Below are 21968 nucleotides of genomic sequence, written 5' to 3' on the forward strand. Positions count from 1 at the left end.
AGAAAGGCACCGATGAGTAATTCACCAGTGCCTTTTTGTTTTATGTACTCACTAGTTAGTAGGCTAACTAGCGTTGTCGACGAACCTGCAAAACACTGAGTATCGATAGTGATAGGAAGAACGCCGGGTCACTCCAGCCAAAGCCAACAAAGACCCCGGTGAATGCAGCATACAATGTGATGATGGCGCCAAGCATATTCGTAGCAACCAAGCCTTGAATGAGCTTTTTGGCGGACACGCCAGGTTCAATATCTCTTAATAACCAGCTTATTGCAGCGATACCACCCAAAAAGATACTGGTGTGTTGAGAGAGAAAGTAAGCGTACTTATCATTGATCTCTACGCCGTACATTGGCCACATAACGGTGGGTAGGAAAAACAGCGCGAAGGCAAATACTGCGTAAATGATGCCGTGCAGGCTCAAAAATGTTTTGTTGTTCATTGTGTCGCTCTCTTTTTCAACTTGGTGATATCGCTAATCTATCTCTTTGCTCAATACAGGAGTGAGCGATGCGTTAAGCGTTGATTGGGCCTTTATTAATGGTAGTTAAAGGCTGATTAACGTCAAAAATCACACCACGCACTTCTTCCACACCCATCTCTTTCAAGCGAGCAGCATGCATCGCCAAATAGGTTTCAGCACTCGGCTGATCTTGAAATAAGTAGACGCCACCCCCCAGTTTTTCTGCTTCGTTCTCTGTCCAGATTTTCCAGATCATGCCCGGTTCGTTGTTGATAGATTTTGCTAGATCGACGAGTGCGTTTGACATCTCTTCACCAAATGGGCCGCTAAATTCAAAATCGACTTGTAATAATTTCATGGTTATTTCTCCAAACAGTTATTTGGTATTGCGCTGAGACTGATGGTCATTTCGCAAAACATAGGAGGCTTGATTGTCTGTTGAAATAGATATTACCTGTAAAAAACAGACAGAAAAGTTCATAATATAGTTATTAACTGTCAGGATTTTAGACCGATGAGATTGAAAACCACCCTCGACCAATGGCAAACCCTTTACGAGATTGACCGTGCAGGCAGTATTCAAGCGGCGGCAGTACAATTGAATAAGAGCCACACCACGCTGATTTATGCTTTGAGAAAATTGGAGGATCAATTGGGTGTGTCTTTGGTGCAAGTTGAAGGGCGTCGGGCGGTGCTATCGGAAGATGGTAAATCACTGTTGCGCCGTGCAAGCAGCATGTTGGAACAGGCGAGAGAGTTGGAACTTATCAGCGAACAGCTGGCGAAAGGCGTCGAATCTGAAATCGTGGTCGCCGTGGATCATTTGTGTTGTCTTGAACGCCTATACAAACCGATGGCGCAATTTATGGCGGAGAACAGCACAACATCAATACAAGTGATGGAAACGTCATTGTCTAAGACGACTGAAATGGTCACTCAAGAGCTCGCTGATGTTGCCATCATCAACCTCCCTGTCACCAATCACTCGGCTGAAGCTTTTGGTTTTACTATGATGGAGCCTGTTGTCGCGAGTTCACATCCGTTAGCAAGTGCTGCTTCTGTGTCGTTGAATCAACTGTCGTCTTTGCCGCAAATTGTGGTGCGAGATTTAGGTGCTCAAGTTAGTCAAGGCAGTAAAAAGCAAGGGAACAAAAAGGATGTGGGTTGGTTGAAGTCGAGTCAGCGTATTACGGTGGATAATTTCGACCATGCGTTTGGCGCGGTAGAGCAGGGCGTGGGTTATTGCCGATTGCCTAAGCACATTGTGGAAAGTCGAGGTAGAAATAAGCTGACGGTGCTCAATGTCGAAAATGGCAGTGGATATCACGTTCCGCTGCACCTGACTCTGCCAAAAGGGGCGAAGACAGGCCCAGCCGCAAAACGTTTCTATGAACTGCTGCTTGAGTCAGCTCTGAATGCGGACTAAGTGCTATGAGATACTTAGCTTTGAGCTATTAACGAGGCTGGTTTCCATTCAAGAAAAGTGCAACGCATTCGCGCGTGTAGTTGAGCCTTTCCTCATCAGATTCACCGCTATCATGACCGAAGAAAGACCAATAGGCTGATTTGCCATGAAACATCAGCAGTAGTTGACGAGCAGCAATGATCGGTGAGCTAGACGTCGACAGAGTAAGGTCACCAGAATCTATTTTCGATTGCAGGTAATCGGCGAGTAACTTGGTGGTTTTTTGAGGGCCGGTCTCTAAATAGATAGAGGCGATCTCTGGGTGCGTGTTGGATTGGCTCACCGCATTTTGAAAGGTCTGTCTGGACTGCTCATCAAGTAACAAATCTTGAAACTTCACACCAAACTTCACTAATTCTTCTTCCAAAGTGGCATTCATATCAAAAGCAGAAGGGCTGAGTTCACGCTCGGCACACTTGGTTTGCATGCAGGTTTCGAAAAGCTCGTCTTTGTTTTTAAAGTGAGAGTAGACCGTTTGCTTGGAAACGTTCGCTGCTTTTGCTATCTGATCCATATTGATCTTGAAGCCATGTTCAGAGAAAAGTTTACTTGCTGCGGTTAAGATCTGCGATCTCTTCTGTTCACTCTTGATGATTTTTGTCACGTGTTTGCTTCTCGTTACTTGGTGTTGGGTCGTTACCTAGCTTGTCTCTTTGCTTAGTGCCTAGTGATACTCAGTAATAAGTGTCTCGTTTTGCGTTAAGCATTATGCTTTTTGTGATGGTTTTATCAATCATTAACCATGAAACTTATTTTTAACATAATCAAACTAGACAGTCTAGTTTGGTTTGGTTAGTCTAAAAAAAGAACATAATTGAGTACCGCATAGGAACAGGAAGTATGTATAAATTGATGAAGGGAAGTGCAGTAGCAGTGGCGTTGTCGACTCTTCTTGTCGGGTGTGGTGAAAATACACAAGCCGAGACAGCATCCGATGCAGATAATGCTGCAGTGGAGTCGAATAGTGCAGCGTCGACAGTCTTAACAGTGGAAACTGTCGCTTTGGAACGCTCTCCATCGTATGCAGTACAACGTGAATATGTCGGTGTGGTAAAGGCGGGGCAGCAGGCTAATTTGGGTTTTGAATTGGCGGGTAAGGTCAATGAGATTCTGGTGGATGTCGGTGACACAGTCACAACCGGTCAGCCGTTGATCAGATTGGATACTCAACTTTTGGAAACCGAGTTTAGCCAACTGAAAGCGCAGGCTGAAGAAGTGAAAGCCCAGTTGAGCCTTGTTGCTGCTAACTTAAAGCGTCAACGTTCTTTGAAAGCGAAAGGCTTCAGTGCCGAAGCGGAGATTGATTCTCTCACCAGTGAGCAGCGCGTATTGCAGGCGAACTTGCTACGCATCGATGCATCGGTAAAAGGCAATGAATTGAAATTGGTGAAATCGACAGTGCTTGCGCCTTATTCTGGCACCATCGCGACGCGCTTTGTCTCGCTCGGAGATGTGGTGAATGTCGGTAATCCAACCCTTACACTGCTCGCTTCTGAGGGCAAAGAGGCCTTCATCGGTATTCCTGCTCACCAAATGCAAAAAGTCACCTCACTTTCTTCGCCTAACATCCGAGTTGGGCGCACAGATTATGCCGTGGAGCTATTGAATCCCGGCGCAATGGTCGACACACAGTCTCGCAGTGTGGGTTTGCGCTACCTGTTCCCCGAGCAATCTTCGGTATTGGAAGGGCAACTTGCCTACCTTAAATTTGATGAACAGATTGAAGAGCAAGGTTACTGGGTGCCATTAACCGGTTTGATTGATGGCTTACGCGGGGTGTGGAACATCTTTGTGATTGGTGAAGACGACAAGGTCGAACGTAGAAGCGTGCAGGTGTTGTTTGCCAACAATCAACAAGCGTATGTGAGTGGGGCGATTGAAGACGGTGAACAAGTAATTGCCAGTGGCTTACATCGCTTAGTTCCGGGTCAAGTCGTGAAACCAGTCAGCGCGGCTGAATAGGTAATAGTATGAAAATTATAGAGACTATTTCCAACACGCGACTGCTTATCTTGATGACAGCACTGCTGATGGTGAGCGGCATTTCGGCGTTCATGACCTTGCCACGTGCAGAAGACCCAGTAATCATCAACCGTTATGCGAACATCACAACCAGTTTCCCCGGCGCCAGTGCCGAGCGTGTTGAAACCTTGGTTACTGAGGTCATCGAGAATAAGCTGCGTGAACTGAGTGAAGTTAAACTGGTGAGTTCGACTTCTAGGCCGAGCGTATCAATTGTTACGCTAGAACTTAATGACACCATCACCGAGCCAGAACCCGTCTGGTCTCAAGCTCGCGACAAGTTATCTGACATCGAATCAATTTTACCTGCGGGCTCTCATTCTCCTGATCTCGATAGTGACCATACCTATGCTTTCACGACCATCGCATCTCTGACTTGGTCTGGTGCTGGCGAGCCTGACCGATTAACCCTCGGACGCTATGCGAAAGAATTGGCTAAGCGACTACGAACTTTGTCGGGTACTGAATTCGTTGATGAATACGGGATGCCACAAGAAGAAATCCAGATAAGCCTAAGAACCGTTGATGCCGCTGCTCTAGGGCGTTCGAGTGCCAATATCGCTGAATCGCTAGAAGGGGCCGACGCCAAGAATTCTGCGGGAGAATTGGTCAGTGCCTATTCCCGTTTTGGTTTGGAAATTGAGTCTGAGCTGGACTCCATTGAACGTATCAAGCAAGTGCCAATTGCCACTGACAGCAATGGTCACATCATCCGTATGGAAGACATTGCTTCTGTGAAACGTGGTGAGAAAACCCCACAAGATCAGATTGCGATTATTGATGGTGAGCCGGGGGTGATTGTCGCGGCAAGAATGCACCCTGATCTGCGAGTTGATAATTGGACATCACGAGCTAATGCTCTGATTGGCAAGTTTGAGCAAGAGTTACCAAGTAACGTTAAGGTGACGGTGCTGTTTAATCAGCAAGGTTATACCGAGACTCGCTTAGACGATTTAGGCAAAAGCTTGATGATCGGTTTCGGTCTGATTTTGATTGTTCTGTTTGTCACTTTAGGCGTGCGTGCCGCAATCTTAGTGGCAATTTCTCTGCCGTTAACCTCATTGTTGACCCTGTCGACCATGAAAATTACTGGCGTACCGATTAACCAAATGTCGGTGACAGGCCTAATTGTGGCGCTTGGGATCATGGTCGATAACGCGGTGGTGATGGTTGATACCATTCAAGCTTATCGTTTGAAAGGGCAACAGCGAGCTGAAGCGACCATGAATGCATTGAAGCATTTATGGGTGCCGTTATTAGGCTCTACCTTAACTACCGTGTTGGCGTTTGCCCCGATTATTTTGATGCCGGGTGCATCGGGTGAATTTGTCGGTGGTATTGCGATTACCGTTTCTTTCTCATTGATCGGTTCTTACATAATCTCGCACACCTTAATCGCAGGCTTGGCGACCAAACTACTGCCGAAACAACTCAGTGATGTCGATAAGAAAGGGCAACATCACTGGTACATGACCGGCCTAAGAATTCCGGCGTTGACACGCTGGTTCTCGTCTTCTGTCCGCTTTGGTGTCACGCATCCAATCATCACAATTGCTTTGGTGTTGTTGGTTCCATTTACTGGTTACTGGAGTATGTCTCAACTGACTGAGCAGTTCTTCCCGCCATCAGACCGAGACATGTTTGAGATTCAGGTGTACATGCCGCCTCAAGCCAGCATTTATGCGACCCAAAATACCTCTGAAAAAATAGACGACATTATTCATCGCTATCCAGAAGTGGAACGCATTGATTGGCTAGTGGGCGCTAACTTCCCATCTTTCTATTACAACTTGCAGGCAAGGCAAAATAATGCGCCTTACTTCTCTCAAGCGATGGTCAAAACAGAGAACTTTGACCAAGCCAATGCACTAATCCCTGAGTTGCAAAAGGTGTTGGATAAAGAGGTGCCGGAAGCACAAATCTTGGTACGTAAGCTCAACCAAGGGCCTCCATTTACTGCGCCAGTGGAGCTGCGTGTTTACGGTGAAAACCTCGATACCCTAAAAGCGATTGGTGAAGATGTACGCTTGATTCTGGCAGGTGTCCCTCATGTCACGCACACAAGGGAAACCCTGCAACCGGGTACGCCGAAGGTGTGGTTGAAGGTCGATGAAGATACCGCAAAACTGAATGGTATTTCATTGAACCAGTTTGCTGGCATGCTGCAAACTACGCTGACAGGTCGTGAAAGTGGCTCGGTGATTGAGGGAAGTGAATCGGTGCCAATCCGTGTTCGTGTGGCGGATGATGCGCGTGAGAACCTAGCGCACCTGAGTAATATTCGTTTGCCGATAAGCTCTGATGTCTATTCTACGGGTATCAATGTGTCTACCTTGGCTGAGCTTGAACTGACCACAAGTCGAGGTGCGATTACCCGCAGAAATGGGCAACGTGTGAATACCATTGAGGGTTATATTGAAGCGGGTGTATTGCCGCAAACCGTGCTCAATGAATTCCAAAAACGCCTAGAAAGCTATCAGATGCCATCGGGCTATACGATTGGTTTTGGTGGTGAATCTGCTGAACGAGATAATTCAGTCAACAGCCTCATCTCGAACGTCGCTGTCGTGGTGGTATTGATGGTGTTGGTGGTGGTGATGTCATTCAACTCGTTCCGAATGAGTAGCATCATCTTCATGGTGGCGGGATTGGCTGGTGGTCTAGGGCTGTTGTCGGTATGGATCTTCGATTATCCGTTCGGCTTTACAGTGATCATCGCGATGCTTGGGATTGCGGGTTTGGCGATTAACGCGGCCATTGTGATTCTGACGGAATTGAAGCTAGATAAAGAGGCTTCCTCTGGAAGTGTTGATGCAGTCGTTGAGGCCGTTATGTCGTGTACTCGACATATCAGTTCAACCACGATTACAACCGTGGGCGGCTTCATGCCGTTGATCATTGCAGGTGGTGGTTTCTGGCCTCCGTTTGCGGTCGCGATTGTTGGCGGTACAGTGTTAACCACGCTTATTTCGTTCTACTTTGTGCCTGTGGTTTATCATTTGATGACTCGAAATCAACGAAAAACCATCGTGAGTCAAGCGGCATAACTGTTTTTCAATTTAACGCATCTTTAATTTAACGTCTCTTCAATTTAACTGCTCTTCAATTGCCCATCATCGAGTCGTATCTGGCTCGATTATGGCATTGTTATTCTCGACAAATTCATCCTAATTCCTACCATTTTGTTGTTCTTTTCACCGCTATTACGTTCTCAATTAGTCAAATTATCCTTTCTGTTAGCCACAATATTCTTTCAATTCGTCACATTAGTGCATCGATGAATGCTTGGTTATCTTGCTGGTGAATGAGTGGGTATTTTGAATAATCTAACCAGTGAATACCTTGTAGATAGTATGTGAATTCACAATCTTGACGGGTGTCACACTTCTATTTATTCACTCTTTCTAATGTACCTTGAATTGGCTCTGAGGTCTGGTGGCGCGCGAGTGTTTATCTGCTTTTTCTAAATCCCTTGTCAGCACTACCTCCATCCATGTAGCACGCTACTGTCGTGTGTCTTAATCGTCTTCTACTTCTTAGTTTTCGCATCCATAAATGGAAGGTTAGTTTCCAAGTTTGTTTGGTGAGCTTTCAAATTCAACTCTTCATAATGCGCCAAATGTAACAATGTGTTTCAAAGTATAACAATTAAGTCATGTTTTCTGTGTGGTTTTAACCCAGCAGTAACGGGCTTTATTGCATTGCTTTTTGAGATACGGCGTTTCACATGCTCAACACATAAATATTCTAATGATCATGACAACCAGTACTCGGGCGTTCGTTCTGAGGCTGGATAACCATCGAGAAAGTTAATGGAAGCTTCAAGATATAAACGCATGTTATCGAGGACAAGTTTGTCGAAGATTGGTTTGCTGGGAACCATTCTGATGCTCGAAGGATGTAACTCCGCATTGCTCGACCCAAAAGGTAGCGTTGGCGTTCAGGAAAAAGAGCTGATTATCACGGCTCTGTTGCTGATGTTGATTGTCGTCATACCAGTGATTCTGATGACCATCTACTTTGCTTACCGATACCGCGAAAGCAATACCACGGAAGAGTATGCACCAGACTGGGCGCACTCAACCAAAATTGAAATAGTGGTATGGACAATTCCAATCATCATTATTGCGATTCTAGCCACCATCACTTGGCGAACAACTCACGAACTGGAGCCATCTAAGCCTCTGGAAAGTGACGTTAAACCCATGGTGATCGAAGTGGTCTCTCTGGACTGGAAATGGCTGTTCATCTATCCGGAGCAAAACATTGCGACGGTTAACTATGTTGCATTCCCGAAAGATGTTCCGGTGACGTTTAAGCTGACTTCAGACAACATCATGAATGCGTTCTTTATCCCGCGTCTTGGTTCGCAGATCTACGCGATGCCGGGAATGGTGACTAAGTTGAATTTGATTGCAAACCACGAAGGTGACTTCAAAGGCTTTGCTTCGAACTACAGTGGCAAAGGGTTCTCTCAGATGAAATTCACCGCATCGGCCATGCCTGATCAAGTGGCGTTTTTAAACTGGGTAGAGAAAGTGAAAGCTAGTCCTGATCGTATTGAAGATTGGGAGCAGTTCCGTTCATTGGCCGCGCCAAGTGTGGCTGAGCCTGTGACTTTGTTCTCCAGTATCCCACCATTTTTATTCACTGATGTCGTGACCCAGCACCCTGGTTCAATGAACTGTCTGCCGGAAACCCAAGGATAATCGTCATGTTTGGAAGATTAACTCTAGACTCAATTCCCTACCACGAACCCATTATTTTGGTCACGTTAACCATGATCGCTTTAGTGGGCAGCTTAGTGGTGTACGCGGTAACCAAAGCCGGTAAGTGGCAATACCTTTGGAATGAATGGTTCACTTCTGTAGACCACAAAAAATTGGGCTTCATGTACATTGCTGTGGCGATGGTGATGTTAGTTCGTGGTTTTGCCGATGCGGTAATGATGCGCAGTCAGCAATTGCTTTCTGCAGCTGGTGAGACGGGCTATTTACCGCCACATCACTACGACCAGATCTTCACGGCTCACGGCGTGATCATGATTTTCTTCGTAGCGATGCCATTGGTTATCGGCTTGATGAACATCATCGTGCCGCTGCAAATTGGTGCTCGTGATGTTGCATTCCCTTACCTGAATAACTTGAGCTTCTGGCTGTTTGTGGTGGGGATTATCCTAACCAACATGTCACTGGGCTTAGGTGAGTTTGGTCGTACGGGTTGGTTGGCGTATCCGCCGCTGTCTGGTATTGAGGCAAGTCCGGGAGTGGGTGTCGATTATTGGATATGGGCGCTGCAAATATCCGGTGTGGGTACCACGTTAACGGGCGTGAACTTCTTCGCGACCATTTTGCGCATGCGTACTCCGTCAATGCCAATGATGAAGATGCCAGTATTCACGTGGGCATCGCTGTGTGCCAACATTCTGATCATCATCTCTTTCCCAATCCTAACGGTAACCATCGCGTTACTGACTTTGGATAGATACATCGGCACGCACTTCTTCACCAATGATCTTGGTGGCAACGTGATGATGTATGTGAACCTGATTTGGGCATGGGGTCACCCAGAGGTGTACATCCTAATCTTGCCTATCTTCGGTGTGTTCTCTGAAGTGACAGCAACCTTCTCACGCAAAAAACTGTTTGGTTATACCTCGTTGGTATGGGCGACAGTGGCCATCACTATTCTAGCGTTTGTGGTTTGGCTGCATCACTTCTTCACCATGGGTTCTGGCGCCAATGTGAATGCCTTCTTCGGCATCGCGACCATGATTATCTCTATCCCAACCGGGGTTAAGATCTTCAACTGGCTATTCACCATGTACAAAGGACGCATCCGTTTTACCACGCCAATGATGTGGACAGTGGGCTTCCTAATTACCTTTACCGTTGGTGGTATGACGGGCGTATTGATGGCGGTACCGGGCGCAGATTTCATTCTGCATAACTCTGTATTTCTGATTGCGCACTTCCACAACGTAATCATTGGTGGCGTTGTGTTCGGTTGTTTTGCAGCGATTGGTTACTGGTTCCCGAAAGCGACCGGTTTCACTCTGAACGAGCTTTGGGGTAAACGCGCATTCTACTGCTGGATCATCGGTTTCTTGATGGCGTTCTTGCCGCTTTACGCTCTGGGCTTTATGGGCATGACGCGTCGTTTGAGCCAAGACATTAACCCTGAATTCTTCCCACTACTGGCGGTTGCAGCTGCAGGTACGGGCGTGATTGCGATGGGTGTTGTGTGTCAATTCGTACAGATTTACGTGAGTGTTCGTGACCGTGACCAAAACCGAGATCTAACGGGCGACCCATGGGGTGGACGTACATTCGAATGGGCAACGTCTTCACCACCGCCGTTCTACAACTTTGCGAAATTGCCTAAGGGCGATGAGATCGATTCGTTCTGGTATCAAAAGCAAAGTGGTGAGTTTGATCCAACTCAGGAGGAAGAATACGAACGTATTCACATGCCGAAGAACACACCGACAGGCATTTATGTGTCTGCATGGGCGTTGGCATTTGGCTTCGCGATGATCTGGTACATCTGGTGGTTAGCAGCTGCAAGCCTAGTGGGTATCGTGGTGACGTGTATTCAACACAGCTACAACGACGATGTGGATTACTACGTGGAAGTTGAAGAGATCAAAGCGATTGAAGCGGCTCGACGTGCACAGCTTGAAGAAGCGAAGAAACAGTCAGTGAAAGGCGACCATTCTGGTCGTGGTAACAGCGCTGACAGTGATGCAGACAGTGATAACAACGACAATAAAGATGATTTGGAGACGACGTATGCAAGCTAATACTCCGTCACACACTTATGATCTTGCACACTCGCATGATCATCACCACGAAGCCGCGGGTAACAAGTTGTTTGGCTTCTGGGTTTACTTGATGAGTGACTGTGTCCTGTTTGCCACGCTTTTCGCGACCTATGCCGTGCTTGAGAGTGGATCTATCGCAGGGCCGACAGGCAAAGATATCTTTGAACTGCCGTTCGTATTTGTCGAAACCATGATGCTGCTGTTCAGTAGTATCACCTTTGGTTTTGGCATGATTGCAATGAAGCGCAAAGACGTGACCGGACTGAAGCGATGGATCAAAGTGACTTTCGTATTGGGCTTGGCCTTTATCTGTATGGAAGTGTATGAATTCCATCACCTGCTTGCAGAAGGCTATGGTCCTCAAGAGAGTGCGTTCCTTTCTGCGTTTTTTACCTTGGTTGGTACACACGGTTTGCACGTAACGTTCGGTCTGATCTGGATGGCGGTGGCGTATCACCAGCTTTCAACCAAAGGATTGAACGACAACATGTCGATGCGCTTCCAGTGCTTAAGCCTGTTTTGGCACTTCCTTGATATTGTTTGGATTTGTGTATTTACCATCGTGTACTTAATGGGGGTGATGTAATGGAACAGCATCTAGACAGCGGTGCAACGGATTATGTGAAAGGCTTTATTGCGTCACTGATTCTCACCATTATTCCGTTCTACATCGTGTGGGCGCATGCGCTACCAAGCGCAGAAACTTACGTGATCTTGTTCGGCTGTGCGCTGGTGCAAATCTTTGTGCACTTTAAGTACTTCTTGCACATGGAAGCGAAATCTACCGATGGGCGTTGGAACTTGGTGTCACTGATGTTTACCGCCATTGTTGTATTGATTCTTATCGCTGGCTCGGTATGGATCATCTACAACATGAACGTCAACATGAAGTTGTAGGCTAGGGTATGCTGAAAAGATATCTGTCTATCACCAAACCGGGCATCATTTTCGGCAACCTGATTTCTGTTGCGGCGGGGTTCTTCCTTGCCGCAAAAACAGAACCAGCCAATGCGATGTTGTTACTGACAACATTAGCGGGTGTGGGACTTGTGATTGCATCAGGTTGTGTGGTGAATAACATCTTTGATCGAGACATCGACCAAAAGATGAAGCGCACACAAAATCGAGAATTGGTTCAGGGCAACATCAATACAGACGTCGCGTTCGTTTATGCCTTGGTTTTACTGCTCTCAGGCACAGCACTGCTGTTTCAGTTCGCTAATCCGATCTCTGCGGTCATGGTGTTGCTTGGCTATGTGTTTTACGTCTTTTTCTACACCATGTGGTACAAGCGTACATCGGTTTACGGCACTTTAGTCGGCAGTATTTCGGGAGCGGTTCCGCCGTTAGTGGGCTACTTGGCGGTGACGAATTACATCAGCCTTGAAGCGGTTTTATTGTTTGTGATGTTCTGCTTATGGCAAATGCCACATTCGTACGCGATCGCGATGTTTCGCCTTCAAGATTACCGAGATGCAGGCATTCCAGTGTTACCGGTGAAAGAGGGCGTCGACAAAGCACATCAACACATGAAAGCGTATGTCGTGGCGTTTGGCGCAGTCTCATTGGCGCTTTTCCTACTCGGAGAGGCGGGTTATGAGTACCTAGCGGTATCGGCAGCAGTTTGCTTTATGTGGACCAAGGTGACCTTCCGCAAAGTCGATTGCCTTAACTACATCCAGTGGTCAAAGACGGTCTTCAAGGTCTCTCTGCTGGTGGTGATGAGTATCAGTGGCGTGCTGGGACTGGAGTTGATTCCACTGCCTATGTTTTTTTGATTTAAGTTTGTCGTCAAACCCTCATGTTCTGAAGTCCGAGGGTTTGACGACCTTTTATCTGTTCCGCTTTATCTGTTCTGCTTTAAGCTATTACCCTTCAAAAATATCACCAAGCCAATCTTCAAGTTGCTCTCGTTTATCTTGTGGGCCGTTGATTATCACTAGGCCGTTTAGTGTCGCGTGATCCCAAGAGATGGTGCCAGTTGCTAGCGCATCGAACACATCGAGTTCCGTAATCAGTAATAGATCTTCCTCGGTAGGCAAAGTATCTCTGCCTGACACATCGACACCCTTCTCAAATTTCACTTGGCTGTAATGACCTTTAATCGCTTCGAATAGGTTGAACTCAATTTTGCTTGGGTGGGACTTGGTAAGCGCAGCTTTGATGGCAAAGAGTCGAAAGTGATCGGGTTTATTGAGGTTGTTGAATTCATCGTCTTGTCTGGCTGTGATGACATTGCCAAATACCTCTAGTGAACCGGGCTCTGTCACTAAACTAAATCCGGTTTCTTGGTGTAAGCCGCAAGCTAATACCAGAGAAGAACTGAGTGAAAGCAATAGAACAAAACGTTTTAGCATGTGTGAACCTTAAACGAAGTAGGGCAGTTTCCTTACTCTAACAATAGACCTAGAGCGTTGAGTGAAGGTTGCGAACTGTACCAACAAATAAACGATAAAGGGACCACAATGGGTCCCTAAGTTATCGACTCGCTATCCTTAGCTGCCTTTGATTAGTGTATATCCAATTAACGAACGATGAGCATGATCTCTTCTGGAGTCATTGGCTTATCGAAGTAGCTCATGAATTGACCGAAGCCTTTGATGTCGCCATTCGAGAACTTGAATGTACCAGACTGTAGGTTAGTACCAATCACTTGTTGAGCGTTTGGACCCGCAATCAAAATTTGGTTCAGTACTGCACGAGTGGTGTCGATTTGAACGTCTGCACCTTTCACTGCTTCTTCGTGTAACTGAGCGATACCGTTACGAATTTCGATAGTGAATACTTCGTTCGTATCAGAGAAGTTGTACGTTAGCATCATGTTCACGTCTAACGAGTTTTCTGCGATAAGCGTTGAAGTCATCATGTCGAAGATCTGATTGCTTGGTAGCGCAGTAAGAACGTCCACAGAAGCAAAGCTGATCATGTTAGAGAAGTCACGCTTGTTCTCTAGTTCAGCAGCCGCGTTAAGCGCCCAGTTACGCCAGTTGATGTTCACTTGGTCTGCAGCCCATGCTTTGTAAGCTTGTGCTTTCATCTCGCGAGCTTCCATGTCTTGCTTGTTTACCGTGATTGGGTAAGAAAGAATTTCTGCTGCAAATGTGTAGTTTTCTGCCTTAATTGCTGCTTGTGCAGTCGTAAGGATATTGTCTCGACCGCCCATGATCTCTACGAATGCTTTAGCGCGTTGCTCGTAAGCCATAGGCTCTAACTGCCATGGATCCGCTTCGAAGAAACCGTTGTAACCTACGTAAATCTGACGCACGGCGTGTGCAACAGTACCGTAGTGCTCACCTAACCAAGGGTGCTCTGCAAGGTGCTTAGGAAGTTTCACTACTTCAACTAGCTCGTCTGGCGTCATACCTTTGTTCATGTAACGGATAGTTTGGTCATGGGTGTATTGAATCGCATCACGATAAGCCGTTAATACGTCAGATACCGCTTCTTTACCTTCAACAGGTCGACCGTGAGAGTTAATCATGATCTCAGTGTCGAACTTACGCATTACGTCTATGCCCTTGAACCACATTGATGGATCACGGAATTTAGTTCCACGGATTGTGTGAAGGTTGGGGAAGTTCTCACCTTGAAGTACTTCAGCTGCGTGCAGGATTTTTTGCTCTGGGAAGTAAACCACTAGCTCATCTTTGGTTTCAGAAGGCACGTTCTCGATGTGCATTTTCACGCCAGCAATTTCGATTTCGATGTGGCTTTGGCTTGGTACAAGCAGGTTTGGTTCAATGAACGAGATAGCACCTTGCATGAAGCGTGGACCAAGGCCGTCGTTTACTGTTCCGTGCTCGCCTTCTTCTACGTGCTTAGCGCCGGTGTAAGAAGTACGGTGACCAAATAGAGTACCTAGGTTTGAAGACCAGTTAGCCACTGCCGCGGTTAGGCCTTCTTCTGCGATGATTTTCACTTCACCTGATGCCACTTCTTCATCCGTTACCCATGCACGCACACCTGAGATGTGGTCGATGTGGTTATGAGAGTAGATGATTGCTTTAACTGGCTTGTCTGTGATTTGACGAAACTGCTCTTTAACCGATTGAGCCATTTCTACCGACTCACCTGGATCAACAATGATGATACCGTCAGTGCCTTCAATCATTACTGGTGTATCGAGACCAAAACCGTAACCAAGGTAAATGTTGTCATCTACTTTGATGATTGCTTGGTCCATTTTTCGGCCATGCTTAGTTAGAGTTGGATGAACGTGGTCAGATTCTTCTGTGTAAGCCAGAGAGTGGCCAGTTTTAGAAACAACTTGGATACGCTCGCCAGTGCCCCAGAACATGTTTGATTTGTGTTCGAATAGAACCTCGCTTTTGTAGCGAGCATCAAGGTCAATGTTTTGGTATTGCGCAGCATTTGCTGTCTGAAGTTCTTGGCCTACTTTCGATGTCGCTTCTACAATCGGTGTTGCAGATGCAAAGCCAGAAGTAAGTAGAGCGCTCGCGATAGCGACAGGAAGCGCCATTTTTTTGAATGTATTAGTCATGGTAGTGACCTTATATTTGGATACAGGAATTGGATTTCTTGAGCCAAATGATAGAGGTGGAAGAGGTCGTTATCTACGCGCTAATAGGATTTCAATCTATCGCTTTTTCGATGTTTTACTTATCTAATGATTATATTGCCGATTTATCTTGATCTAAATCAATTAGTAGATGAGCTTGCAACAGATATAAAAATGCCCCGAAATTCGGGGCATTTGTTTTGAAATTAGCAGTAGGTTCATGAGTGACTGTTATACGAGTGAATAACAGTCACATCATTGAATACTTATTCGTTTATCAAGAGCTAATCGTTTACTAAGCGCTTAAGTTCTTACCAAGATCTTTAGTACTAATAGGCGGCTAGGTATTACCAAGCACCTAAGTATGACTTGTAAGATTGTAGACGAACCGTTGCTGCCCCGATTACATCGATGAAGCCCCAGAACGGATGTGGCTTCTCAGCCGAGATCCAAGCCGCGCCAGTTGAACCAATAGGGATGTTGTAACCTTCTGGTTCGATGATCTCAAGTACGATAGTACGACCTAAACCATTGCCGTTTCTTACTACGTGTTGACCGACACTTTGTGGCCCCTGAAGTGGAGAAATACTCGACTCACCGGTACCGGCATTAAAGCTGTGTACTTTTGCTCGGAACACGTGACCTGGGTATGCATCAACGAAGAATTCAGCGAAATCTCCTACTTGAACATAGCCGTAAGTTTGGTCTGAAATACGCATCTCAAGAAACTTTTTGCTGGTGTTGTAGAGGTGCATGTTACCCATTACAGAACCTTCAGCAATGTTCACTATCGAGACTTGACCATCAAATTCAGCCCTAATGGTTTTCTTCTCTTGCGCCCAATTTACTTTTTGTAGATCGGCTTTTAACGACACAAGTTCAGCGTGCAGTACTCGAAGATCGGAGTCGTACTTTTCTACGTCACGCATATTGAAGATTTCAGGTGACGTTTCAGCACGCTCTAAGTCGCGATCCATTTGCTTGATCTCTTCTTCTTTCTGAACAATTGAAGATTCGATCTTTGCTTTGTCTGCGGCAGAGTCAATGTCGACGAGTGTGTAAATTACGTCGCCTTCTTTAACCATTTGGTTGTGTTCAACAAGCACTTGGTCGATCTGCTGACCAAAGATAGGTGACATCACCGCGTGTGGTGCTTTGACTGTGGTTGAGTTGGTTAAATCAACGGGTGCCCACAAGCGAGAGATAACTGCTAATACTGCAAGAATCGTTACACCGCCAATGGCAGCCCAGGTGTAGTTCTTGAAGTTCTTCTTAAGTGCGCCTGTCGCAAACAGTGACCATACAATTAGGATGTATGGAATCATCATCTCTTTCATTATGCGACCTCTTTTTCTGTAGCGGATGGTTTTGTTGGAGTCTTTTCTTTTGAAGGCTGAGCTTCTGGAGACTGTTCTACTGGAGATTGTTTGGTTTGAGACGGCTCTGTTACCGGTTGTTCAGGTGATACGTGGACTACGGCGGCCTCTGTACTGTTCGCGTCTCGTTTAGGCTGTACACCACGGCGAATTACATCACTCAGTGATTGGCCAATATGTTTCCAGTTCGCCAATGCGATAACCAAGGCGATAACCCAGAATGTTTTGCTGATGAAGAGTCCGCAAAGTGACAGTGCAAACACGATTTGAACGTGAGCGCTTTTGTGTTCTTTTGCTTTATGCACACCCAGTTCATGCAACTGCCACATGCCGTAAACACCGGCTAATACCACAGCGATGGTCACTGAGAACAAGTAGCCAGAGAAGGACTCCATCTGGAAGAAGTTCATCATCATTTCATTGGGATGATTGTTGAATTGAGACATGTCGATGTCTTTGGAATGGATTGTGCCTAACGGTGCAAGAGCCCATGCACCAGCAAACATCACCGCCATAAACAGGCAGAATTTAATCAAGACCATCACAACGGCCCAGATTTTCTGGAAAACGATTTTAATAAAGTTCATATCTCAACCTACATCAATAAGAAGAGAGAATTTGCAGCCTAGAAGTCTAACTTTTAACGACATCTTAAAAAGTAGATGTCTATTATGTGGGTAGATTGGTGCGCATAATAAACAAAAGTAATAGATGGTATTTAAAGTGATACTACTCAGTCCAGACAACCGATTCTCGGTATCAAGAAGCGAATATGCTTCCCTACAAACCAATTCTTATTGTTAGCCTGAAACGCAGGTTGAATGACTATGAGCTATCGAACGAAATATTTGACGCGTTCTTTTAGCTATTGTCTTCTTTACGTGTAATTCCTCGTCTGTCGAGGGGGCTTCCATGGCAATTGACAAAGTGTCGTAAAACATTTGTCAGCATTCTGTTTGGGCTAAGAATTGATTTGTTGGCAGGATAATAGGAAGAGTTTTGAGCAGTATCTACCCAGAATTACGATTTGATAATATCGTAATTACGATAGGTTGGTCCCGCTTTAAATCGGTAGGTCGAATTATTTGCTAGCGCTCAAATTCGGCTTTAAAACATCGCTAGTTAAATTGGTTTGGATCAATGAAATGACTAATAAAAGCATCAATAAGTAATTCATCGAAATTAATATTTTTACACGGTTTTTACAATAGAAAGAGTGATGAATATGAATAATGAATTATAGATGACTGATATAAGTTTTGCCCGTCGGAAAAATATTCACTAAAGGTTAGGAAATTATACCGATGATGTGGCAAGTATATGGGTTTGGTTTTTAGATAAGCTCCCTTCGTCGAGGATTCAATTTGAAATATTGTAGCGCTAGTTACTCAAATGTATATCTCAATGGCACTCAACACAGTGTCATGACAAACGAGACAATTGTGCATTTTTTCGTTGTTATTGGAGAATCACTCATCGATGAGGCCCTTCTTTAAAAGTGATCGGTATGAAGGGGTGCTACTGTCTCAATTTGCGACGTCAAACGAGGGATTGTTATTTTATTTAATCGTTTTTACGATAGCATAGTGCTCATGGTCGCCTAGTGAGTAATGATATATGAGCAATGACATTCCCAACTTCAACCTACTTGCCGTGTTTTCTGCGGTGATGGAGCAGGGCAGTTTGAGTAAGGCTGCGGATCAACTCAGTACTAATCAATCGACCATCAGTACCGCATTAGCGCGTTTAAAAAAAGAGATCGGCCAAGAGCTTTTTGTTCGTAAAGGACGTGGCGTTGTACCTACATCGTATGCCCAAAGCTTGTATGAACAAATTAAAGCGCCGATCAATGAACTTAACGGTGTCTTTCAATCGATGGCTAGCTTTGATGAGCAAAGCTCTGAACGTAAGTTTGTTATCTCTTGTCCCGAGCATCTTCAGTGGGTACTGCTCGATAGCTTTGCGGCGCTTCCTAATCAAAATTTGTCGCTAGAAGTGTTTGATCAACCTGACAGCGATGATCGCATCTATGAAGATCTTTTAACTCAAGAGTTCGATGCCATGATTGAGATTGTCGTTCCTGAGCATCCAAGTATTGCGAGTGAAACCTTGTATCAGGGAGACTTTGCCATTGTGTGTCGTTCGGGGCATCCTCGTATTCAAGGAGAGATCAGTGAAGCACAGTTTATGAGTGAAAAGCATGCTGTATTAGACCGAACTCGCCGTAAAGTACGCAGCTTGAGTCATTATACTTCTTTGGATTTAACTAAACGTAAAATCGCATTTCACGGACGATCGTTGTTTAGCAATATCTTGCTCTGTAGTCAGTCGGATTATATTACGGTGGTTCCACTCTCTATGGCTCTACAGTTCCAAGAGAGGCTCGGCTTACAACTCTTTAAGCCTCCGTTTGATTATGAGCAAATGTCTCACTACCTGATTTGGTTGAAGAAGCAGAATAGCGACCCCGCTCATAAATGGTTTCGAGAGCAAGTGATTAATACGTCTGATGCGATGTCTAAAACGCTTAAAGATAGGCGTTTGCGGTTTTAATTGAGAGTCGAAATCTAAGGGGAGCATTGGCTTCCCTTTTTTGTGTCGCTTAGTTGGTACTAGCCAATACTTTAATAACAAAAAATTATTAAAATGAGAATTTTTAATAATTTCACTGATTTGTGTGTGTTCAGTAATATACCTAACAACAGAGAAATAGGTGGCCTCAAGGTTAACCTCAACGAACACTACTTAGCTTCATACGACGAGTTAGCTTTATGCGACGAGGCTGAGATTAAAGTATCAAGGGCGAAATATGAAATTCCTACACACAATGATCCGAGTTACTGATTTAGACAAGTCTATCGAGTTCTACACCAAGGTATTGGGAATGAAGGAACTTGAACGCCATGAAAACAAAGACTACCGCTACACATTGGTTTTTGTTGGCTACGAGCAAGGTGGCACGACTATCGAGCTAACGTACAACTGGGATACTAACGAGTACGAGATGGGCAGCGCGTTTGGTCATCTGGCATTGGGTGTAGAAGATATTTACTCAGCATGCGACAAGATCAAATTGCTAGGTGGCAACGTCACTCGCGAAGCGGGTCCAGTGAAAGGCGGTTCAACCCATATTGCTTTTATTACTGACCCAGACGGCTACCAAATCGAACTGATTCAACTAGGTTAATCGAGGATATAACAATGACAAACGCACTATTTCAACCAATTCAACTTGGTAATCTCGAGCTTAAAAACCGTATTGTTATGCCACCGATGACGCGTTCTCGTGCAACGCAACCTGGTAATTCAGCAAACGACATGATGGCGGCTTACTACGCTCAACGCGCTTCTGCAGGTTTGATTATTGCGGAAGGCACACAAATTTCACCTATGGGCCAAGGTTACGCTTGGACTCCGGGTATCTATTCTGATGAGCAGATTGCTGGTTGGAAGAAAGTCACCGATGCTGTACATGAAAAAGAGGGCGTTATCTTCGCTCAACTTTGGCATGTAGGCCGTGTAACACACCCAGACAACATCGGTGGTGAACAGCCAATCTCGTCTTCTGCACTTAAAGCAGAAAACGTAAAAGTATTCATCGATAACGGCACTGATGAACCGGGTTTTGTGGATGTGGTTGAACCTCGTGAGATGACCAAAGAAGACATCAAACAAGTGGTTGAACAGTATCGCAAAGCGGCTTTGAACGCGATTGAAGCAGGCTTTGATGGCATCGAACTTCACGCTGCGAATGGTTACTTAATCAACCAATTCATCGATTCTGAAGCAAACAACCGCACTGACGAATACGGTGGTTCAATTGAAAACCGTTTACGCTTCCTAGGCGAAGTGGTTGAAGCTATGGTTGAAGCGATTGGTGCTGAACGTGTTGGTGTACGCCTTGCTCCGTTCACATCGTTGAATGGGACGGTTGACGCTACGCCAGTCGAAACTTATACAGCAGCGGCAGCACTACTTAACCTATATAAAATTGTTTACCTGCACATTGCAGAAGTTGATTGGGACGATGCACCTGAAACGCCAAAAGTATTTAAAGCGGCAGTTCGTGAAGCTTACGATGGTGTCCTTATTTATGCGGGTAAATACGATAGCGAGCGTGGCGAAAAAGCCGTTGCTGAAGGTGTAACTGACATGGTTGGCTTTGGTCGTCCGTTCGTAGCTAACCCAGATTTACCAGCTCGTATTCAAAATGGTTACCCGCTAGCAGCGCACGATCCAAATACACTGTTTGGTGGTGCTGAAAAGGGGTTAACAGACTACCCAGAATACGCAGGCTAAAAACAGCTGCTTGAAGCAGATTATTGAGATAGTATCTTGATCCTGTTGAATGTTTATAAAAAGCAACCTGGCAGAGTCAGGTTGCTTTTTTCGTTATTGGACCGAATAAAATGATGAACGTGAAAGCGATGCGTGGGGAACTTTATCTCCTATTTGCCACCCTGTTAGCCGGGGTTGGATGGATTGCATCTAAGCTGGTGGTATTAGAAATGCCAGGACCAGTGTTCATTGGTGTGCGGTTTGTTGTGGCAAGCCTGATTTTACTTCCGTTTTGTATTCATCATATTCGTAAGCTTTCGTTTAAGCAGATACTTTCTCTTTGCGGAGTGGGTTTGTTGCTGTCCGCCTCATTGCAGGTATGGGTGTTTGCGGTATCGGTGACAGAAAGCTTATCGGAAGGGGCATTCATCATGAGCCTCGCGATGATCATTGCACCGTTTGTGTCTTGGATTTTGTTTCGAGTTAAGCCTAATCGTGCGTTTTGGATGTCGTTCCCCATCGCGATTATCGGCATGCTGTTGCTGACTTTGGGTAACGGCTGGCATGTCGAGCAGAGTCAGATTTACTTTCTGCTAGCATCGATGTTGTTGTCCGTTCATTTTGTGATGAACAAGCGCGTGATTACCAATATCAAACCTATCGCATCAATCTGTGTGCAGTTGTTTGTGGTGGGCGTGAGTGGTTTAGCCTTTGCTTCGATGACCGTTCAGCCGGAGTTCGAAATAACCAAAACCTTAGTTTTCTGGTTTATCGTGTCTGCGGTTATTGCGACTTCTATTCGTTACTTGCTTCAAACCGTCGGCCAACACTCTGTCAACATGGAAGTAGCGGCATTGATCATGATTCTTGAGCCAGTATGGACGCTGTTACTGAGTGTGAGTGTGTTAGGCGAAAGTGTAGAGATGCAAAAGCTGCTAGGTGGGGCTGTGATTATTGCTTCACTGTTCTGCTATATTAAGTGGTCGAGACGACAATAAAACACTCGGCGCGAGACCGAGTGT

At 45.5% G+C, this 21968-nt stretch carries 19 protein-coding genes; 12 read left to right on the plus strand and 7 right to left on the minus strand.

What is annotated here, in order from left to right; genetic code table 11:
* Positions 1-67: 67 nt before the first annotated feature.
* Together ATB74_RS13685 and ATB74_RS13690 are read right to left on the minus strand one after the other, a co-directional pair.
* On the minus strand, positions 68-442 hold the full coding sequence (locus ATB74_RS13685) for a hypothetical protein (RefSeq protein WP_061018913.1): 375 nt from the start codon (positions 440-442) through the stop codon (positions 68-70).
* Positions 443-515: 73 nt separating this feature from the next.
* Positions 516-821, minus strand: a complete 306-nt coding sequence (locus ATB74_RS13690) for a monooxygenase (RefSeq protein WP_061018914.1) — start codon at positions 819-821, stop codon at positions 516-518.
* Positions 822-977: 156 nt separating this feature from the next.
* Between ATB74_RS13690 and ATB74_RS13695 the strand changes: the two genes are divergently transcribed.
* Complete coding sequence (locus tag ATB74_RS13695) at positions 978-1889, plus strand: LysR family transcriptional regulator (protein ID WP_061018915.1); 912 nt, start codon at positions 978-980, stop codon at positions 1887-1889.
* 28 nt (positions 1890-1917) lie between these two features.
* Here the strand turns inward: ATB74_RS13695 and ATB74_RS13700 are convergent, their stop codons facing one another.
* The gene (locus ATB74_RS13700; RefSeq protein ID WP_061018916.1) at positions 1918-2532 is read right to left on the minus strand and encodes a TetR/AcrR family transcriptional regulator; all 615 of its coding nucleotides are present in this window, start codon (positions 2530-2532) and stop codon (positions 1918-1920) included.
* 236 nt (positions 2533-2768) lie between these two features.
* Between ATB74_RS13700 and ATB74_RS13705 the strand changes: the two genes are divergently transcribed.
* From ATB74_RS13705 to cyoE, 7 genes are all read left to right on the plus strand, one after another.
* On the plus strand, positions 2769-3890 hold the full coding sequence (locus tag ATB74_RS13705; protein ID WP_061018917.1) for an efflux RND transporter periplasmic adaptor subunit: 1122 nt from the start codon (positions 2769-2771) through the stop codon (positions 3888-3890).
* Positions 3891-3898: 8 nt separating this feature from the next.
* Positions 3899-6997, plus strand: coding sequence for an efflux RND transporter permease subunit (locus ATB74_RS13710; RefSeq protein WP_061018918.1), 3099 nt, complete (start codon positions 3899-3901; stop codon positions 6995-6997).
* Positions 6998-7762: 765 nt separating this feature from the next.
* Positions 7763-8659 (plus strand): ubiquinol oxidase subunit II, encoded by an 897-nt coding sequence (gene cyoA / locus ATB74_RS13715; RefSeq protein ID WP_081090120.1) that lies wholly within the window; start codon positions 7763-7765, stop codon positions 8657-8659.
* Positions 8660-8664: 5 nt separating this feature from the next.
* Positions 8665-10752, plus strand: a complete 2088-nt coding sequence (gene cyoB, locus ATB74_RS13720; protein ID WP_061018919.1) for a cytochrome o ubiquinol oxidase subunit I — start codon at positions 8665-8667, stop codon at positions 10750-10752.
* On the plus strand, positions 10724-11359 hold the full coding sequence (gene cyoC, locus ATB74_RS13725) for a cytochrome o ubiquinol oxidase subunit III (RefSeq protein ID WP_347876250.1): 636 nt from the start codon (positions 10724-10726) through the stop codon (positions 11357-11359). Before cyoB ends, cyoC begins: the two co-directional genes overlap by 29 nt.
* Positions 11359-11670 (plus strand): cytochrome o ubiquinol oxidase subunit IV, encoded by a 312-nt coding sequence (gene cyoD / locus ATB74_RS13730; protein WP_061018921.1) that lies wholly within the window; start codon positions 11359-11361, stop codon positions 11668-11670. The genes cyoC and cyoD overlap by 1 nt, the downstream gene beginning before the upstream one ends.
* A gap of 8 nt (positions 11671-11678) precedes the next feature.
* Complete coding sequence (cyoE, locus tag ATB74_RS13735) at positions 11679-12551, plus strand: heme o synthase (RefSeq protein ID WP_061018922.1); 873 nt, start codon at positions 11679-11681, stop codon at positions 12549-12551.
* Between the two features lie 90 nt (positions 12552-12641).
* Here cyoE and ATB74_RS13740 read toward each other — a convergent pair whose 3' ends face one another.
* From ATB74_RS13740 to ATB74_RS13755, 4 genes are all read right to left on the minus strand, one after another.
* A complete protein-coding gene (locus ATB74_RS13740) occupies positions 12642-13130 on the minus strand; it encodes a hypothetical protein (protein ID WP_061018923.1) in 489 nt (162 codons plus the stop codon).
* A gap of 167 nt (positions 13131-13297) precedes the next feature.
* The gene (locus ATB74_RS13745; protein ID WP_061018924.1) at positions 13298-15274 is read right to left on the minus strand and encodes an alkyl sulfatase dimerization domain-containing protein; all 1977 of its coding nucleotides are present in this window, start codon (positions 15272-15274) and stop codon (positions 13298-13300) included.
* 365 nt (positions 15275-15639) lie between these two features.
* Positions 15640-16629, minus strand: a complete 990-nt coding sequence (locus ATB74_RS13750) for an efflux RND transporter periplasmic adaptor subunit (protein WP_059020979.1) — start codon at positions 16627-16629, stop codon at positions 15640-15642.
* Positions 16629-17255, minus strand: a complete 627-nt coding sequence (locus ATB74_RS13755; protein ID WP_061018925.1) for a hypothetical protein — start codon at positions 17253-17255, stop codon at positions 16629-16631. The genes ATB74_RS13750 and ATB74_RS13755 overlap by 1 nt, the downstream gene beginning before the upstream one ends.
* A 1030-nt stretch (positions 17256-18285) precedes the next feature.
* Here ATB74_RS13755 and ATB74_RS13760 point away from each other — a divergent pair.
* From ATB74_RS13760 to ATB74_RS13775, 4 genes are all read left to right on the plus strand, one after another.
* Positions 18286-19221, plus strand: coding sequence for a LysR family transcriptional regulator (locus ATB74_RS13760; RefSeq protein WP_061018926.1), 936 nt, complete (start codon positions 18286-18288; stop codon positions 19219-19221).
* Between the two features lie 256 nt (positions 19222-19477).
* Positions 19478-19855 (plus strand): lactoylglutathione lyase, encoded by a 378-nt coding sequence (gene gloA, locus ATB74_RS13765; RefSeq protein WP_060982874.1) that lies wholly within the window; start codon positions 19478-19480, stop codon positions 19853-19855.
* Between the two features lie 14 nt (positions 19856-19869).
* Complete coding sequence (locus ATB74_RS13770; RefSeq protein ID WP_061018927.1) at positions 19870-20967, plus strand: alkene reductase; 1098 nt, start codon at positions 19870-19872, stop codon at positions 20965-20967.
* Positions 20968-21077: 110 nt separating this feature from the next.
* Positions 21078-21944: a DMT family transporter gene (locus ATB74_RS13775; protein WP_061018928.1), complete on the plus strand. Its 867-nt coding sequence runs from the start codon at positions 21078-21080 to the stop codon at positions 21942-21944.
* The last annotated feature ends 24 nt before the right edge of the window (positions 21945-21968 follow it).

Origin of the sequence: Vibrio splendidus (genome assembly GCF_001557875.1) — a bacterium.
GTDB classification, from domain to species: Bacteria; Pseudomonadota; Gammaproteobacteria; order Enterobacterales; family Vibrionaceae; genus Vibrio; species Vibrio splendidus_F.